Below are 18,598 nucleotides of genomic sequence, written 5' to 3'. Positions count from 1 at the left end.
GCCTACGGCGCCGACGACCCGGTGCTGACGGTCAGGGTGGCGCTGTTGGCGCTCGTACCCCCCGCACTGGTCGCCCGGGCCCGAATCTCATACTCAGTGCTCGAATCGAGACCGAGGATGGTCATCGATCCGCCGCCTCCCGAAAGGGACTCGGGCGCCGGCAACCAGGTCGAGTCTCCGACCTCGCGGTATTCGACCGTGTAACCCGTGATCGGGTACGCGGGGTCGGCCGTCGCGGCGACAATCACCTCGAGGAACTGCGTTCCCCCCTCATCGAGCGTGACCACCGGCGCCGCGGGGGCACCCGAGAGCGTTGAGACACGCAGTGTCACGCTCGACCCCGTGAGGCTCGTCGAGCCAGCGAGGGTGCGCGCGGCGACGTTGACGTCGTACGACTTCAGGCGGGTGAGGCCCGTGATGGTCGCCGACGTCGCGGTGCTAACGCCATCGGCGAACGTCGTCCACGTGGTCGTTCCGGCCACGCGGTAGCGCACGACGTAGTCGGTGATCGTTCCGCCATTGGTGGCCGAGGGGGTGTACCAGCTCAGGGCGATGGTCTTCGCCGTGCGCTCGGTGGCCTCGAGGACCGTCGGCGCCGAGGCGATGCCGCTGAGCGTCGACCTCTTGATCAGCAGCGTCGGACCGGTGCCGTAGATCGTCTTGGCCGCGACCGTGAACTCGTACGACTTGTTGCGCGTCAGGCCCGTGATGCCGGCCTCGGCGAGCGACGAGACGCCGTCATTGACCGTGATCCAGGTCGTGGCGCCGGTCGCCCGGTAGCGAATGACGTAGTCGGTCACGTCGCCGCCGTCGTTCGTGGTGGCGGGAGCGTTCCACGCGAGGTTCATCGCCGTGAGCTCGGGGCCCGTCACGAGTCCGTTGACGGCGGACGGGATGCCCGTGAGCGTGGACTTCTTGAGCACCGCCGACGGCGCCGTGCCGTACTGCGTCTTGGCGGCGACGGCGAACTCGTACGAGGTGCCGCGCGTGAGCCCCGAGATCGTCACACCCGTGCCGGTGGTCACCCCGTCGTTGAACACGATCCACGTGGTGGTGCCCGTGCGGCGGTACTTGACGATGTAGTCGAGCAGCTCGCCGCCGTTGGTCGTGGTCGGCGCGTTCCACGTGAGTTCCATGGTCGTGCGCGTCGGCGTGCCCGCGAGCGAGGTCGGCAGCGAGGCGAGCCCCGACTGGGTCGAGCGCTTGATGGTGGCCGAGGTGCCCGAGCCGAACTGGGTCTTCGCCTGGATGGCGAACTCGTAGGTGCGGCTGCCCGAGAGGCCCGTGACCGTGGCGGTCGTGGTCGTGCCCACCCCGTCGGCGAACGTCTTCCAGGTGGTCGTGCCGCTCACGCGGTAGCGGATCACGTAGTCGCTGATCGTGCCGCCGTTGAGCGTCGCCGGCGCGGTCCAGTCGAGCTGGATGCTGCGCGGCGCGGGCGTGGCCGTCACGCCGGTCGGCGCGGTCGGCAGGCCCGTCTGGGTCTTGACGAGCGCGGCGGTCGTGAAGGCACCCGTCCCGAACTCGGTCTTGGCCGCGATCTTCACGTAGTAGGAGGTGCCGAACTTGAGCCCGGTGATCTCGGAGTCGAAGACGGTCGCATCGACACCGTCGTTGAAGGTCAGGTAGGTCGACGAGGTCGTCGGCCGGTACTGGATGACGTAGTCGCTGATCGTGCCGCCGATGTCGACGGGCAGGCTCCACTCGATGCCGATCGACCCCGGATACGCCCGCAGTGCGACGCCCGTGGGCGCGCTCAGAGCGGGCTTCGTGACGGTGGGCGTGGCCGCGCTCGTCTTCGAGAGGGACGCGTATCCCTCGGCGTAGCCCGTGACGGTGACCGTGATCGTCTTGCCGACATCGGCGGGCGTCAGGGTGTAATCGAGGTCGGTCGCGCCGGGAATCACCACACCCGAGCGCTTCCACTGCAGGAACAGGTCGGGGTCGACGTCGGGCTCGGGCCCGGTCTGCACCCACGAGCCGATGGTGGCGGTGAGCGTCGAGAGACCGGTGGGCGAACCCGAGATGGTCGGGATCGGTGCCGTCGTGAGGGTCTGCAGCCGCGGGGTGAAGAGCATGAGCTCGGGGTCGTCACCCCAGAAACAGAACTCTTCACTGGGGAAGAAGCTGCAGTAGTACTCGATTTCGGCGTTGAGACCGGGGTCGAAGTCCGAGGCCTGGTCGAGCAGCGTCAAGGTCGCCACCGAGGGAGTCAGCGTCGGGTAGTGGCTCAACATGCGCGCCACGGCACCCGCGACGTGCGGCGCGGCCATCGAGGTGCCGCTGATCGTCGCGGTGGCCGTGTTGCTCGAGAACCAGGCCGACTTGACCTCACTGCCGGGCGCGTAGAGGTCGCTGCACTGGCCGAAGTTGGAGTACGAGGCGTCGTTGTTGGTCTTCGTCGCGGCGTTGACCGTGATGGCGTTCGGGGCGCTCGCCGGGCTGACATCGCAGCTGTAGTCGCTCTCATTGCCCGACGAGACGACGACGACGATGCCGTCGTTGATCATTGCCTGAACCTTGTCGTTGAGCTCTTGCAGGAAGGGGCCGCCGAGACTCATGTTGACGACGGCCGGCTCACCGGGCTGGTGGTCGGCGATAATCCAGTCGATCGCGCCCAGCAGATCTTCGGTCGTGGGCACATCTGGATTTACTGCGGGGGGCGCTACCACGCGTTCAGGGTTGCACCCGAACACACGCACGGGAACGAGCGTCACCTTCTTTGCCACCCCATAGGTTGTACCGCCGACCGTGCCCGCAACGTGGGTGCCATGGCCGTTGCAGTCGCCCGTCGAGGCGAAGCGCGGCAGTTTGTAGCCGGTCTCGAGGCGGCCCGTGAACTGCGTGTGCGTCGGGCGGATTCCCGAGTCGACGATGTAGGCCGTGACGCCCTCACCCGTCGTGTCGTAGGTGTACCGGTAGTCGAGCGTTCCGCTGGTCTGGTCGATGCGGCCGAGGCCCCACGTCGTCGAGGTCTGCGTCGTCACGAACGAGTCGGGCTGCGGGCCGACGCCGGTCGACTCGATCGTGTCGTTCAAGCGGTAGATGAAGTTGGGGTAGGCCTCGAGCACGAGCGGCGACTGCTCGAGCTGCGCGGCGGCCTCGCGGGCCGCCTCGGCCGACTGCAGCTCGTCGAACTCGATCGTGCGCAGGCCGCGCCCGATGTTGTCGCCCGCGCTCACCTGCAGGTCGAGACCCTCGGCTCCGGTCACCTCGCCGCCCTGCGTGGGCAGCGTGCCCGGGGCATAGCGCACGATGAGGCCGGCTGCCTCGCCGGCGGGACGCTCGATGTCGCCACCCTTGGGCGGCTCGGGCGCAGCATCCGGAGCCGCGAACGCGGCCAGGGGGGCCGACGAGATCGCGATCGCGACGCCGAGCAGCAGAGACAGGGTGGAGTTGCGACGGCGCACGGGGATCCCTTGGTGATCAGAGAGACGAGTTATGGTCACGCTACGGTATCGAGCGGCATTCGCAAACAGATTTCGCCCCCGAGAACAGGGGGTGACGAAACCCGGCCGGTTGTGCCGGGCCGGTACGATGGCAGCACCCCTCACACTCAGGCACCTCACCCTTCTGACACGGTGCCGCACATACCGAAGCGAGACCTGCGATGAGCCACGCCAGCCTGCCCGACAAGCCCGCCCTCGAAGGCCTCGAAAGCAAGTGGGCGCCGGCCTGGGAATCGCAGGGCACCTACCGCTTCGACCGCCAGGCGGCGCTGGATGCGGGGCCCGACTCGGTCTACGCCATCGACACTCCCCCGCCCACCGCCTCGGGCTCGCTGCACATCGGCCACGTCTTCAGCTACACGCACATGGACCTGGCCGCACGGTTTCAGCGCATGCGCGGCAAGAACCTCTTCTACCCGATGGGCTGGGACGACAACGGACTGCCCACCGAGCGCCGGGTGCAGAACTACTACGGCGTGCGCTGCGACCCGACGCTGCCCTACGACTCCGACTTCACGCCGCCGCTCGAGGGCGGCGACAACGCGAGCGCGAAGGCCGCCGACCAGGTTCCCGTGTCGCGCCGCAACTTCATCGAGCTGTGCGAGCGGCTGACCGTCGAAGACGAGAAACAGTTCGAAGACCTGTGGCGCACGCTCGGCCTGAGCGTCGACTGGAGCCAGACCTACCGCACGATCGGCGACGAGGCGCAGCGCGTGGCCCAGCGGGCCTTTCTGCGCAATCTCGCGCGCGGCGAGGCCTACCGGGCCGATGCCCCGACGCTGTGGGATGTCACGTTCCGCACCGCCGTGGCCCAGGCCGAGCTCGAAGACAAAGAGATGCCCGGAGCCTTCCACCGCGTGAGCTTCCACGCCCCCGACGGCGGCACGATCGACATCGAGACGACCCGCCCCGAACTGATCCCCGCCTGCGTGGCCCTCGTCGCGCATCCTGATGACCCCCGCTACCAGGCGCTCTTCGGCACCACCGTGCGCACGCCGCTGTTCGGCGTCGAGGTGCCCGTCGTGGCCCACCACCTCGCCCAGCAAGACAAGGGCTCGGGCATCGCCATGGTCTGCACCTTCGGCGACGTGACCGACGTGGTGTGGTGGCGCGAGCTCGACCTGCCGCTGCGGCCCATGCTCGGCAAAGACGGGCGCGTGCTCGCCGAGGCCCCTGAGGGCATCGAGGGTGCGGCTGCCGAGGTGTACGCCGAGCTCGCGGGCAAGACCGTGTTCAGCGCGAAGGCGCGCATCGTCGAGCTGTTGCGCGAATCGGGCGACCTCATCGGTGAGCCGCGACCCATCACGCACCCCGTGAAGTTCTTCGAGAAGGGCGACAAGCCGCTCGAGATCGTCACCACGCGCCAGTGGTACATCGCCAACGGAGCGCGCGACGAAGCCCTCACCGCGCGCCTGCTCGAGCGCGGGCGCGAGATCGCCTTCCACCCCGACTTCATGCGTGTGCGCTACGAGAACTGGGTCGGCGGCCTCTCGGGCGACTGGCTGATCTCGCGGCAGCGCTTCTTCGGGGTGCCGATTCCCGTCTGGTACCGCCTCGACGAGAACGGCGAGCAGACCGGCGAGCCCATCGTGCCGAGTGAAGACCAGCTGCCCGTCGACCCCGCGTCGATGCCCGCCCCCGGGTTCGACGAGGCGCAGCGCGGCCAGCCGCACGGCTTCATCGGCGAGGTCGACATCATGGACACCTGGGCGACCTCGAGCCTCACCCCGCAGATCGCCGCGAAGTGGGAAGACGACCCCGAGCTCTTCGGTCTCGTGTTCCCCTACGACCTGCGCAGCCAGGGGCAAGACATCATTCGCACCTGGCTGTTCTCGACCGTGCTGCGCGCCGAGCTCGAGCACGGAACCCTGCCGTGGAAGCACGCCGGCATCTCGGGCTTCATCGTCGACCCCGACCGCAAGAAGATGTCGAAGTCGAAGGGCAACGTCGTGACCCCGGCGGCGATGCTCGACGAGCACGGCAGCGACGCGGTGCGCTACTGGGCGGCCAGCTCGCGCCTCGGCACCGACGCGGCCTTCGACCCGCAGAACCCCAAGCAGATGAAGATCGGGCGCCGCCTGGCTATCAAGGTGCTCAACGCGGCCAAGTTCGTCTACTCATTCGAGGCCCCCGCGGGCACCGTGACGGGCCCGGATGCGGTGACCGAGCCCCTCGACATCGACATGCTCGCGACCCTCGGCGAGGTGGTCGCCACCGCGACCCGCGCGTACGAGGAGTACGACCACGCGCGCGCCCTCGAAGTGGCCGAGCAGTTCTTCTGGACCTTCACCGACGACTACCTCGAGCTCGTCAAAGAGCGCGCCTACGGCTCGCAGGGCGAGGCCGGCCAGGCGAGCGCCGTCACGGCGCTGCAGCTCGCGATCGACGTCTTCGTGCGCCTGTTCGCGCCGGTCATCCCCTTCGCCACCGAAGAGGTGTGGAGCTGGACCCACGCCGGCTCGGTGCACCGCGCCCCGTGGCCGACCGTCGACGAATTGGGCGTGGATGCGCAGCACGGCGGCCTGCTGCCCCTCATGTCTGAGGCGCTCATCGGAATCCGCCGCGCCAAGACCGACGCGAAGGCCTCGCAGAAGACGCCCGTCTCGAGCGCCGTCATCGCCGGGCCCTCGCTGCTCGAACTGGCGGCCGCCGACCTGGCCGCCGTCGGGCGCATCGCCCAGCTCACGTTCGAGCCCGCCGACGAGGTCTCCGTCGTCTCGATCGAGCTCGCCGAGATGCCGGAGGCCTGAGCATGGGCGACGTGACGGTGCGGCCGATCGAGGCGCGCGACGCCGCGCGGTGGCGCGAACTGTTCACGGCGTACGGGGTCTTCTACGAGACCGAGTTCGACGACGCCGTGCTCGACGGCGTGTGGGCCTGGCTGATGGATGCGCAGCACCTGCTGTTCTGCCTCGTCGCCGAGCACGGCGGCGAGGTCGTGGGCTTCGCGCACGTGCGCGAGCAGCCCGACACCTTCACGGCCGGCCCCGCATGGTTTCTCGACGACCTGTACACCGTGCCCGAGGTGCGCGGCTCGGGTGCCGGCACGGCGCTGCTCGCGGCCATCGAGCAGCACGCCCGCGGGCACGGCGGCGGCACGATCCGCTGGATCACCGCGGCCGACAACGAGCGCGCGCAGCGGGTCTACGATCGTGTCGCAACCCGCACGACGTGGGTCACGTACGAGAAAGAGGTCTGAGCGATGCAGCTCGGAACCCGCTGGTCGGTGGGCGGCGAACCGCCCGCACGGTTGAGCCCCGAGGTTCGCGCGGCGATCCGCGCCGTCGAGGGCGAGCTGCTCGGGCTCGACACCACGCTGTGGCGCTGGACGCTCACGTGGCTCGAGAACCGCCCGGTCGTCGAGCTCGACGATGGCACGGTCATCCGTGTGGCGCACGACGGCACGATCGTGACCGAGAACGGCGACACCCCGCGCTGAGCGACGGGAGGCGCGGGGCGTATCTCCCGCCCGATGCGGATGCTCGGATCATCGGGTGGTGCATCGGTGCTGCGCGTCGCTGAACGCGGGGTGTCGGTCGGGGTCGAGCGCTGCGGCAGCGCACCGCTCGAGGCTGATGGGCGAAGGTTGCCCGCGGGTTGCGAGCGGGCGACTACTGCACGAAGCCGTAGCGCAGGCTGTCGCGCTGGCGCGCGGAGGCCTGCTGGGCGGCGAGGCGCAGCGCCTGCTGCTCGTGCGTCGGAGCAGCCGGGCGGCGGTGCGCCCAGCGCACGAGCGCGACGCCCGCGTTGAGGGCGAGCCGGCGCAGCGTCGACTCGCGCGGAGTCGCGTCGCACACGGTGAGCGAGATCGTGGTCATGATCAGCTCTCTTTCTGGGGGGTCGTGGTGGCGGGGATCTCGACGCCGTCGAGAACAGGAAAACCGGAGTACTGCAGGTGCACGGGCCGCGAGCCCGGGATGCGCTGCCCGCGGTGCTCGCGGGCGAACTCAAGAATCAGGGTGGAGACGCGCTCGTTGAGCTGCTCGAGCTGCTCGGCCGTGACGTGCACGCTCGCCGACTGCAGCGCGATGGCCTCGCGCCACTCGGGGGCGAGCACGTCGTGCCCGCGCTCGATGATGTCGCGCACGCCCGACTCGCGGTGGTGCAGCCACTCGCGCATGATGACGCGCGAGGCGGCGCGGCCGGCCTCGCTGTGGTCGAGCTCGGCGCTGCCGAGATGGATGGGGCCGGGCACGCGCTCCCACCACCGCTCGCGACCGGTGCCGCGACCCTCGACCTCGCGAACGTAGCCGTGCTTCTCGAGCTGACGCAGGTGGTAGCTCGTGGCACCGCTCGACTCGCCGAGGCGCTCGGCGAGCCCGCTGGCGGTGTCTTCGCCGTAGGTCGACAGCGCCTCGATGAGCTGCATGCGCAAGGGATGCGCGAGCGCCTTGAGGCCGTCGAGGTCGGCGGTGCGGCCGCCGTGCTCGTCGAGGTTCTTCTCCATGTCGACGACGATAGCAATGCAAAGAAGTCTTTGCAAGCATTTCTTTGCAAGCATTTGTTTGCATAGGAACCTTTGCAACATCGGCCCTACAGTGGAGGCATGTCGAACCCGTTCCTCTCCCCGAGCACCCTGCCGTACCAGCTGCCGCCCTTCGCCGAGATCAGCGACGAGCACTACGCCCCCGCGATCGAGCAGGGCATGGCCGAGCAGCTCGCCGAGATCGGGAACATCACCCGTCGGCGCGACATGCCCACCTTCGAGAACACGATGGTGCCGCTCGAGTCGAGCGGCCAGCTGCTGACGCGCGTGCTGCGCGTGTTCTACAACAAGGCCTCGGCCGACTCGAACGACGTCACGAATGCGCTCGAAGCCGAGCTCGCCCCCAAGCTTGCGGCCCACACCGACGCCATCACGCTCGACTCGGCGCTCTACTGGCGCATCGCGCAGCTGCACGAGCGGCGCGATGAGCTCGACCTGACGCCCGAGCAGCGCTACCTCATCGAGCGGCACTACACGACCATGACCCTCGCGGGCGCGGGCCTCGACGACGCGCAGAAGGGGCGCCTGAGCGAGCTCAACGCCCGGCTCTCGACGCTCGAGACCGCCTTCGAGAAGAACCTGCTCGCCGACACCAACGAGCTCGCGGTCGTCATCGACAACCCTGCCGAGCTCGACGGCCTCTCGCCCGGCGAGATCAGCGCCGCGGCCCAGGCCGCGACCGACCGCGGCCTCGAGGGCCAGTACCTGATCACGCTCGTGCTGCCGACCGGTCACCCGTGGCTCGAGAACCTGACCAATCGCGAGGTGCGCGAGCGGATCATGGCCGCCTCGCGCGCGCGGGGCGGACGCGAGGGCGAGCACGACAACCGCCCCGTGCTGCTCGAGATCGTGCGCCTGCGCGCCGAGCGCGCCGCGCTGCTCGGATTCGACAACCACGCCGCCTTCGTGACCGCCGACCAGACGGCGCAGAACCCGAGGCGCGTCGCCGAGATGCTCGAGCGCCTCGCCCCCGCCGCGGCCCGCAACGCCGCCGCCGAGCAGGCCAAGCTCGAGGCCCTGGCCGGCCACCCCATCGAGGCCCACGACTGGGCCTTTTACAACGAGAAGGTGCGCAAAGCCGACTACGACGTCGACACGAGCGAGCTGCGCCCCTACTTCGAGGCCGAGCGCGTGCTGTGGCGCGGAATCTTCGCGGCCGCCACGAAGGTGTACGGCATCACCTTCGACGAGCGCACCGACCTCGTGGGGTACCACCCGGAGGTGCGGGTGTTCGAGGTGCGCAACGAGGATGGATCCGACCTCGGGCTCTACCTGCTCGACCTCTACACCCGCGACAGCAAGCGCGGCGGCGCGTGGATGAACGAGCTCATCGGGCAGAACACGCTGCTCGGGCATCCGACGATCGTCGTCAACAATCTCAACGTGCCCAAGCCCGCCGCGGGCGAGCCGACCCTGCTGACCTTCGACGAGGTCAACACGTTCTTCCACGAGTTCGGGCACGCGCTGCACGGGCTCTTCGCGCACGTCACCTACCCACGGTTCACCGGCACGAACGTGTACCGCGACTTCGTCGAGTTCCCCAGCCAGGTCAACGAGATGTGGATGCTCTGGCCCGAGATCGTGGGCGACTACGCGGTGCACCACATCACGGGCGAGCCGATCCCTGCCGAGGTGCTCGACCGCGTGCGCGCCGCGCAGCTGTGGGGCGAGGGCTTCGCCACGAGCGAGTACCTCGCCGCGGCCCTGCTCGACCAGGCCTGGCACACGCTCAGCGCCGACGAGGCCGCCGCCGTGACGGATGTCGCCGCCTTCGAAGCCGCCGCCCTGACGCGCGTGGGTCTCGACAACCCCGCGGTGCCCACCCGCTACAGCTCGGCGTACTTCGCCCACACCTTCTCGGGCGGCTACGACGCCGGCTACTACAGCTATATCTGGAGCGAGGTGCTCGACGCCGACACCGTGCAGTGGTTCGAGCAGAACGGCGGACTCACGCGCGCCAACGGCGACCGCTTTCGGCAGCACGTGCTCGGCATCGGCGGCGCCGGCGACCCGCTCGAGGCCTACCGCGCGTTCCGCGGCCGCGACGCGGTCATCGAGCCGCTGCTGCAGCGGCGGGGGCTCGCCGCGTAGCTCGTCAGAACCAGGTGCTGAGGTGCGGCGCGCGCGCGGGCCGCAGCACCGCCGCGAGGCGGTCGGCGGAGCCGGGCGCTCCCTCGGCGAGTCGACCGGCCAGGCGCAGCGCCTCGACCGGGGTGCCGCCGAGCAGCAGCGCTCCGAGCGCCTCGACGCCCAGATCGATCACTGCTGCGCCGTGCAGCTCGCCCGCGTGTGCCGTGACCGTCGCGGCGCCGTCGGGGCTCGTCGTGAGCATCCACTCGCCCTCGGCGAAGCCCAGCGGGTCGGTGACCCGCAGCAGCACCGAATCGGCGGCGGCGTAGCGGCGCGCGCTCAGCGCCGCGGGCACGTCGAGCACGCGCAGCCACAGGTGCTCGCGGCGGTCGGTCGTGCGCACGGCGCGGGGGTTCGAGACCATCCACTCGAGGGGCTCGTCGACGGGGCGCAGCGGCGCCACCACCGTCGCGACCAGATCCTGATCGAGCAGGTGGTGCCACAGCGCCACGAGCGCGTCGTCGGTCGCCGCGCACAGGTACTCGACCGTCAGCGTGTGGGCCGCGAAATCGTGCGGGTCTTCGGCCACCGAGTAGAGCGCGAAGCCCTGCGCAACGCCGCTCGCATCGTCGAAGCGCACGGCCCGCAGGCTCGCGGCGCGGGATGCGGTGCGCGCGGCGATCGCGAACATGCGGTCGAACTGCTGCGTGTCGAAAGGCACCTCGCCCGCGACCCGCTCGTGCGACCGCGCCATGAGCGCCGGCGCTGCCGGCCGCAGCGCCGCCGTCTCGACCCGGTGCACGCGCCCCGCCGGCAGCGGGGCGCTGACCCGCAGACCGCGCGTGTCGATGCGGTAGTCGGCCGTGTACGCCGCGGGGCCGAAGCCCCAGCGCCCGTAGATGGTCGCCTCAGAGACGGTGAGCATCGCGAGCGGGATGCCCGCCGCGTGCGCCGCCCGCAGCTCGCCCTCGAGCAGCGCCCGCGCGATGCCGCGGCGGCGGTGGGTCGCCGCCACCGACACCAGGCTGATCGCCCAGGCATCGACGCTGCGGCCGTCGCCCAGACTCAGTGGTGAGCGCCACGAGGCGACTGTGGCCACGGGGCTCTCGGGCTCGGCCGACGTCGGATCCCACACCCCGATCGCCCGGGTCGGGCCGAAGCCCTCGCGATACTGGGCCAGCTGCTCGGGCGTCAACGCGTCGAAGTGCAAGCCCCGGTAGGCCGCCTGCAGCCAGCGGTCGAACGCCGACGCATCGGCGCCGGTGAGGGCGTCGTAGGTCAGCGCCGAGGCGGCGAGCGCCGCACGCGAGTGCTCGTCGAGCGGCAGGGCGTTCTGCGGATCGGTCATGCAGCCAGGCTAGCGAGCGGGCTACTGCAGGCCGCGGCGCAGGGCGTCGAGGGCGGCCGTGGTCGAATCCACCCCATCGGCCGCGGCGCGCTGCTCGAGCGCACGGGCCACATCGGCCGGCAGCGTGAGCGCGAGGTGGTCGGTGGGGGCGGGGGCAGAGGCCTCGGCATCCACCCCCATCGCGTCGGCCACGGCCACCGCGGGCGCGTCTTTGACGAAGATGGCGAGCACGGGCACGACGACCGTGCCGAGCACGTCGAGAATGCCGGCGACGCCGAACACGCGCGTGTACCACTCTTCATTGCCCGGGCCGGGAATCTCGCCGTTGCTGAGGATCGGCAGAATGAACATGATGGCGACGACCGCGATCATCACGAGCGTGATCATGAGGCCGTAGCGAATGACCGCGCGGCGACGCCCCGCGAGCAGCAGCAGCAGGTTGGCGTGCGCGAAGCTCACCGCCAGAATGCCCGCGGTGGCGAAGGCCTTGAACCACTCGTCGAAGCCGGGCGAATCCCAGTCGCGCCAGATCAGCACGAGGCCCGTGATGAGGGTGATCGCGCTCGCGGCGAGGCCCACGAAGCCCACGATGCGCATGGCACGGTCGGCGATCGCCAGGTGGCAGAGCGCCGTGATGCTCGTGGCGCCGAGCAGCAGCGTCATGAGGATGATGCGGCCCTGGGTCTCGCCGAAGTCGCCGCTCAGCAGGGCGATGATGCCGACGATCGCGGCGAGCGAGAACGACACGATGATGCCGTAGATAGCGCCCTTGCGCGCGGCGCCGATCGCGGCGCCGCGACGGTGCTCGGCCGCGGCGGTTCGGGTCGAAACAGGGGTGGTCGACATCGGTGGCTCCTTTGCTCAGGCGCCCCCGACCCTACTCCTGCCGGGCCGCTGAGCGGTGGAGCTGGGGGCCTCCCCCGCACTGGGGTACTTCTCCCCATGCTGTCGCGAAAATTGCTCGTGACGAATGGGCGTCGTGCGCTTACAGTGAGACCAATCCTCGCACCTGAGGGCTGTTCAGCATGACCCTCGGAGGACTCAGATGTCGGCGCCCACCCCCACCGCCACTCCCGCACGGCACCGTCGCGCACGTCGCAGCGCGGCAGCCCTGATCACCAGCATCGCCGTCGCCGCGAGCTCGCTGCTCGGGCTGGCGACCGTCGCGAACGCCGAGGCGCCCTACACGGTCTCGGGCACGGTGTACCTGCCCCCTATGGAGGTCGGCGGTGAATACCGTCTCGCCACGGCCACCGACGACATCACGGTGACCGCATACTTGGTCGACACCGAGCTCGTCACCGCGACCGAGGCAGGGTCGACGGTCGTCTCTGCAGCTGACCTTGAAGGCGACAACTGGTCCATCGACGTCGGCGATGGGGCGTATCTCTTCGGATTCAGTGCGCCCCTTGAAGCCGGACTGGCTGATCAGTACCTCGGGTATGGAGCCTTTTCGTCGTTGGATGACGCTCTCTACTACGCGAGTTGGCTGGAGCCCAGCACCATCGGCGAATCCAGCCTCGGAAACTTCGACGCATACTTCGAATTCGTTGACGGCGGAGACGGCGGCGGGGGCGACGGGGGCGGTGGCGACCCCGGTTCGGGCTACAGCATTTCGGGCACCGTGAGCGTGACGCCAGACGTTGGTTCCGGTGCGTCGACCTATCAGGCAGGTCTCGATGAGGTGGCCGTCACGGCCTGGCAGGTCACCTATGACGAGTTCGGCGCGATGATCAGCGCGCAACCGACGGTCTTCACGGTCGATGCGGCGCCCGGCGCCGACAACTGGAGCGTGAGCGGTCTCGAGGCTGGCGAGTACTTGGTGCAGTTCGAGTACCGAGGGAACCAATCGAACATCGCCGACGCATTCAAGGGCGGTTCGTACCGCGCCAATGAAGCGTTGTACAACAACCACATTGTGCAGGTCGGCGACGCCTACACCAGCGACAACGTCGATATCACGCTGCTGCAGGGAGCGATCATCGAGGGCCTCGTGCGTTCGACCGGAGGAACGAATCTTGCAGGTCAGGACGTCGTGGTGTGGCGTCAGAGCCGGACTGAGTACGGTTCGGTCTACTTCGAAGAAGTGACGACTGTCTCGACTCTCTCGACCGGACGGTACGAAGTGCGCGAGTTGCCCCCGGGTAAGTACGCCGTCGAGATCGGTGGTCGAAGCGGCTATCTGTCGGAGTACTGGAATGACCTGCGATTCACGGCATCTGCCGAAGAGGCCTATGACACCAACCCGATCGACCTCACGGCGGGCCAGCGGCGATCGGCGATCGACGCTCAGCTCGCGCTCGGCAGCAGAATTTCGGGCACCGTCAAGAACACCGCGGGCAGTGGGCTGCGCAGCGTCGTGGTGACTGCGTACCGAAACGACAACCAGGGCATCCAGGAGATTGCCTCGGTGACGACCTCGACCACCGGTACGTACACGTTGGCTGGACTACCCGCCGGTTCGTACATCATCGGCTACACACCGCCGACGACCGGAACGACCATTTACCTGCCCGAGTTCTATAACAACAAAATCTACGACTACCAGGGCACCCCGGTGGCGGTATCTGCTGGAGCAACCAAGACGGGCGTCAACGTTGTGCTCGACCGTGCGGCGAGTATCGCGGGCACGGTCTCGTTCGCCTCGGGCGCGCTTCCCAATGAGGATCCGATGAATGCCTCCGTGATCGCGTGCAAGCGCGACCTCGTGAACGAGTACACCGATTGCTATGGCCAGGGCGAGGCAGACGTGGCCAACGATGGCAAGTACCTCATTACCGGGTTGCGCGCTGGCTCGTACACAGTGTTCGTGTCGTACGAGGGTGCCGAGAACTACCGAGACGAGTACTTCACGAATTCTGAGACACTCGACGACGCCACGTATTTCACGGTGAGCACCGGCGCCGCGGTCACCAGCAAAAACGTGCAGCTCGACCCCGGAGCCACGGTGACGGGCACGATTCGCAGCCCGGAAGGTACGGCCCTCCAAGGCGTGCAAGTGACGTGGTACGGCACCAACAATGGGTACACCGACTACAGCAACCAGTCGAGTGACTACACCGATGCCGATGGGCGCTACGAGGTGACGGGACTCAACTCAGGCGAGTACGTCGGACTGGCCGACCCATCGGGGTCACAGGACGGGGCGCAATATCCCGAGCGATTCGTCGGCGGTGAGTACTCCGAGAGCGTCGCCGATGTCTACACGCTCACGACGCCCCAAACGCTGGGCAATCTCGACGTGCAGTTCGACAACGCAGTCGACTTGAGCGGCGTCATTAAAGCCGAGAGCTCGGGCCTGCCGCTAGAGGGCATGAGCGTTTACTTGCACCGATTCATCTCGGACACCGGGAGTAGGACCGACGTGAGCGGACCCTTCTCCACCAACTCTGCCGGCGAGTATGACTTGCCCCCTCTGCCGCCCGGGTCTTACACCGTGACCGCTGCGACGCCCTATTGGGAGAGCGGCCCTGACTTCTACCTCGACGAATGGCTTGGTGAGACAACCCGCAAGAGCCTGGCGACGCGGCTCGACTTGACCAGCGGGGTCGCTGTCGCACCCGACCTATTGCTCAACTTGGCCGGGCGACTGACGGGACGGATTGTCGACAGCTCCGGAGATCCAATCGCCGGGATTCCCGTCGATTCGTATGGCTCATTGTCCGACGAAACGACGACGGCGGAGGACGGAACCTTCACCCTTGGTGGTTTTGATTCGGGTCCGACCCAGGTGTTCGTCGGAAACCGGAATGTCTTCAGCACCGATACCCAAGAGTTTGCACGAAAGGCTGTCGACGGGCCCGCGGTGACGACAGACGCGGAACCCGTCGACATGGGCGATATTGCGATCGAACGGTCATCAGTCATTGAAGGAATCGTCGTGGGTCGAACGGGAACTCCGCTCGCCAACATAGGCGTGTACGCCGAACGCATCGACGGCGCGCTGCCCGACACGACCTTCGAGGACTACTTCTTGACCGACTCGGGAGGGAAGTTCACGCTCGACAGTCTTCCGACGGGAACGTACATCTTGTACTTCTCTCCGGGAGAAGGCGCCTCGGCATATGCAGGGCAGTATCTCGGCGGTTCCCGTAATCGGGGACTGTCTGAGACGGTCGCCCTCTCCTCCGAGGGGACGACCCGATTCGTGGAGGCGCGCCTGTACGCAGGTGGCACGATCCAGGGCGTCATCAAGAACGCTGTGACCGGCGCTGGCGTTGCCGGGATCGATATCTCTGCTGGGCGCAACGACCGCAATGAAGAAATCTTCGGAGGAGAGTACTGGGAGGCCACAACCAGCGCGACCGGCAGCTACGTGTTGCCAGGACTCAGTGGCGGCTCGTACGACGTGACTTTCAACTCGCGCTCGTCGAACGCGGGCACAGGATTCTCGCAGAGCTCCCAAACTGTCTTCGTGCCGACCGGGTCGGCCGTGACTCGAAATATCTCACTGCTCCCGACGGTTCGCATCACCGGCAAAGTCACGAGTGGAGGCGTTGGGGTGAAGAACCTGACGGTCATCGCTCAACGTGTGATTGACGGGGTTGTGATCGATGAGTATCCCAGCGTCGGCACCACCGCGACAACCACTGACGCACTGGGCAACTACACGTTGCGCGTCGACCGCGGCACGTACGTCGTCAAGGTGATCGACGATTCGCAGCAGTACCCCCTGACGTACCTGGGCGGGGTCGACGATTCCACCACGGCAACGCGCGTTTCGGCTACTGGAACGACACTCACGGGCAGAAACATCGCACTGCCGGTGAGAACGGGCGTGATCGACGCCGAGATACTCGATGACGGACGGTGGGGCTGCATCACAGTTGAACGGGTCGTCGACGGCAACGTGGTGTGGAGCCTCACGCCAGGAACCTCAATACTCGGTGACCCCTGTGCCACCACACGCATTCTCGACGACCTGTTCCCCATCGAGAACTTGGCACCGGGTACTTACAACGTGCGCCTATTCTCCGAGTCGTCGTATGACGGCGAAGTCTCGACCGTGTACGAGCCTCGAGACTTCTTGGCTGTCAGTGTTGCCGGCGGGTCGACCACCGTGCTTGATGGAGATCTCGAGTTGCCTGGACCGCAAGCCGTCGACTTCGAGGTCGACGAAGCGGTAGGGCTTGAGCCGCCGACTCGAGTCATCGGGATGGAGCCCGAGATCGTCGCTCCATTCGGGTTCGCTGTCGGCGAGACGGTCACCGTAACGGAAGGAACTTGGACCGGCGACGTCGGAGTCATCCGTTATCAGTGGTTGCGAGACGGCCGGAATATCATCGGCGCCACCGGATCGACCTACGTCCTCGCCCCCGGCGATGCAGGTGCACGTATCTCTGTGTACGTGACGGTGAGCATTCTCGGTTACGAAGAAGGCTTAAACGGCATCACGGACGTGTACACCACTCCGCAGTCCCCCGTCGTCGAGCTCGGCGACGCTCCGACCCTCTCCGTCGCGCCCGCCGTGACCGGCGCCCTGCGCGTGGGGCAGACCCTCACCGCGAAGCCGGGCACCTGGAGCATCGATCGACTGACCTACGCGTACGAGTGGGTGCGGTCGACGAACAGCGGGGATCCGGTAGTGGTGTCGCGAGCATCCACCTACAAGCTCGTGACGGCCGACGTTGCCGCGAACAGCACGGCACCCCAGCTGACGCTGCGCGTCACCGCGAGCCGAACGGGCTTCGCGAGCGCAACGGAGGAGCTGGCGATCGGCACCGTCGTTCCTGCGGTGGCCATGGTGCAGACGACCAAGAGCACCGTGACCGCGGTCGCGGGCGGGTACCGGGTGAGCGCCGGAGCATGGAGCCCCTCGGGCGCGACCTACACCTTCGGGTGGCGCTACTACCTGGCCGACGGCACGTACACCGAGCACGCGGGGGTCAACACCGCGACGAGCAGCACGTTCACCACTCCTGAGGTGATCGGCTCGCCGGGCCGCATCGTCGCGACCGTCACGGCGACGCGAGCGGGCTACACCCCGACGACCGTCATCGTGCCCGTGCGCTCGGGACCCCAGGTGACGATCGACACGCCGCCCAGCATCGCCGGTACGCCGAAGGTGGGCTTCACGCTCTCGATCGACACCGAGTCGATGCAGACGACGCCGACCACGACGACGCTCGCCTACCAGTGGCTGCGCAACGGCGCGGCGATCACCGGCGCGACGAAGAGCACCTACGTGCCGACGACGACCGACGTCGGGCGCACGATCAGCGTGCGCATCACGGCGGCCGCCACCGGGCACCCGACGAGCACGGCGACCACCCTCACCGGGGTCGTCATCCTGCCCGTCGAGCCGTTCGTGCCCGGTACGACCACCATCGAGGGCACGCCCTCGGTCGGTCGCTTGCTGCGCGTCGTGACCGCCGACTGGGCACCCGCGCCCTCGTCGTACACCTACCAGTGGCGACGCAACAACGTGGCGATCACCGGGGCGACGCTCTCGAGCTACCGCCTCGTGAGCACCGACCTGGGCAAGACGATCACTGTCACCGTGATCGCCAAGCGCACCGGGTACGCCAACGCGACCGTCACGCCGAGCGCGGGCGTCATCACGGCGCTCGGCCCCGTGCCGGTGAGCGGCGTCAGTGCCGGTGCGAGCGCCCGCGTGGGCTCGACCCTCACCGTGAGCGCGGGCACGTGGGATGTCACGCCGACGTCGTACACCTACCAGTGGACGCGCAACGGGACGCCGATCGTCGGCGCCACGTCGAGCACCTACACCCCCCTCGTGGGCGACCTCGGCGACGAGATCGGGGTGACCGTGGTGGCGCGCAAGACCGGCTACCCGAACTCGACCCCGACGGCCTCGCCGACCCTCACCGTCGGGCTCGGGGCCGCCGTCAGCGCATCAGGGTTGCCGCTGTTGCGCGTGGGCGGTCTCGCGGTGACAGGCGTTCTCGTCACCCAGACAGTCACGACAACCGCAGGCACGTGGCCCGCGGTCGGCCTTGATCTGCGCTACCAGTGGCAAATCAATCGGGGCGACGGTAACTGGGTCGACCTTGAGGGCGAAGACCAGAAGTCGCTCGTGATCGAAGAGATTCCCGACATCGAGATCGGGCAGTCGGTGCGCGTGGTGGTGACCGCGTCGCGAGCCGGGTATCTCGACTCGCCGCTCGCGATCTCGGCGCCCCTCGTCGTGAGGTAGCCGCGATCCCCGGCCCACGCAGCGAACCGGTGGCCGGCGCCGAGCAGTCCCGCTCGACGCCGGCCACCGGTCTGCGCGCGCCGACCCTG

10 protein-coding genes are annotated in these 18,598 nt (G+C 68.2%); 5 read left to right on the top strand and 5 right to left on the bottom strand.

Going from position 1 to position 18,598, the window contains the following annotated elements:
• Positions 1 to 2 precede the first annotated feature (2 nt).
• The gene (locus ACK4HH_RS09450; protein WP_409651075.1) at positions 3 to 3,449 is read right to left on the bottom strand and encodes a fibronectin type III domain-containing protein; all 3,447 of its coding nucleotides are present in this window, start codon (positions 3,447 to 3,449) and stop codon (positions 3 to 5) included.
• 161 nt (positions 3,450 to 3,610) lie between these two features.
• Between ACK4HH_RS09450 and valS the strand changes: the two genes are divergently transcribed.
• From valS to ACK4HH_RS09435, 3 genes are read left to right on the top strand one after another with little or no spacing between them, the layout of a single operon-like run.
• Complete coding sequence (valS, locus tag ACK4HH_RS09445) at positions 3,611 to 6,199, top strand: valine--tRNA ligase (RefSeq protein ID WP_409651073.1); 2,589 nt, start codon at positions 3,611 to 3,613, stop codon at positions 6,197 to 6,199.
• Positions 6,200 to 6,201: 2 nt separating this feature from the next.
• Positions 6,202 to 6,648 (top strand): N-acetyltransferase family protein, encoded by a 447-nt coding sequence (locus tag ACK4HH_RS09440; RefSeq protein WP_409651071.1) that lies wholly within the window; start codon positions 6,202 to 6,204, stop codon positions 6,646 to 6,648.
• A 3-nt stretch (positions 6,649 to 6,651) separates the two neighbouring features.
• The gene (locus ACK4HH_RS09435; protein WP_409651069.1) at positions 6,652 to 6,888 is read left to right on the top strand and encodes a hypothetical protein; all 237 of its coding nucleotides are present in this window, start codon (positions 6,652 to 6,654) and stop codon (positions 6,886 to 6,888) included.
• A gap of 172 nt (positions 6,889 to 7,060) precedes the next feature.
• Here ACK4HH_RS09435 and ACK4HH_RS09430 read toward each other — a convergent pair whose 3' ends face one another.
• On the bottom strand, positions 7,061 to 7,267 hold the full coding sequence (locus ACK4HH_RS09430) for a hypothetical protein (protein WP_409651067.1): 207 nt from the start codon (positions 7,265 to 7,267) through the stop codon (positions 7,061 to 7,063).
• Positions 7,268 to 7,269: 2 nt separating this feature from the next.
• Positions 7,270 to 7,896 (bottom strand): helix-turn-helix domain-containing protein, encoded by a 627-nt coding sequence (locus tag ACK4HH_RS09425; protein WP_409651065.1) that lies wholly within the window; start codon positions 7,894 to 7,896, stop codon positions 7,270 to 7,272.
• Between the two features lie 99 nt (positions 7,897 to 7,995).
• Between ACK4HH_RS09425 and ACK4HH_RS09420 the strand changes: the two genes are divergently transcribed.
• Positions 7,996 to 10,026: a M3 family metallopeptidase gene (locus ACK4HH_RS09420; protein ID WP_409651063.1), complete on the top strand. Its 2,031-nt coding sequence runs from the start codon at positions 7,996 to 7,998 to the stop codon at positions 10,024 to 10,026.
• 4 nt (positions 10,027 to 10,030) lie between these two features.
• Here ACK4HH_RS09420 and ACK4HH_RS09415 read toward each other — a convergent pair whose 3' ends face one another.
• Both ACK4HH_RS09415 and ACK4HH_RS09410 read right to left on the bottom strand, forming a co-directional pair.
• A complete protein-coding gene (locus ACK4HH_RS09415; RefSeq protein WP_409651061.1) occupies positions 10,031 to 11,353 on the bottom strand; it encodes a GNAT family N-acetyltransferase in 1,323 nt (440 codons plus the stop codon).
• A 21-nt stretch (positions 11,354 to 11,374) separates the two neighbouring features.
• A complete protein-coding gene (locus ACK4HH_RS09410) occupies positions 11,375 to 12,199 on the bottom strand; it encodes a hypothetical protein (protein ID WP_409651059.1) in 825 nt (274 codons plus the stop codon).
• A 199-nt stretch (positions 12,200 to 12,398) separates the two neighbouring features.
• On the opposite strand from ACK4HH_RS09410, the gene ACK4HH_RS09405 reads away from it, so the two are divergent.
• Positions 12,399 to 18,509: a hypothetical protein gene (locus ACK4HH_RS09405; protein WP_409651057.1), complete on the top strand. Its 6,111-nt coding sequence runs from the start codon at positions 12,399 to 12,401 to the stop codon at positions 18,507 to 18,509.
• Positions 18,510 to 18,598: the final 89 nt, after the last annotated feature.

Source organism: Microcella sp., from assembly GCF_046296455.1.
In the GTDB taxonomy this organism is placed as follows: domain Bacteria; phylum Actinomycetota; class Actinomycetes; order Actinomycetales; family Microbacteriaceae; genus Microcella.
This window is presented reverse-complemented; position numbering and strand designations above follow the sequence as displayed.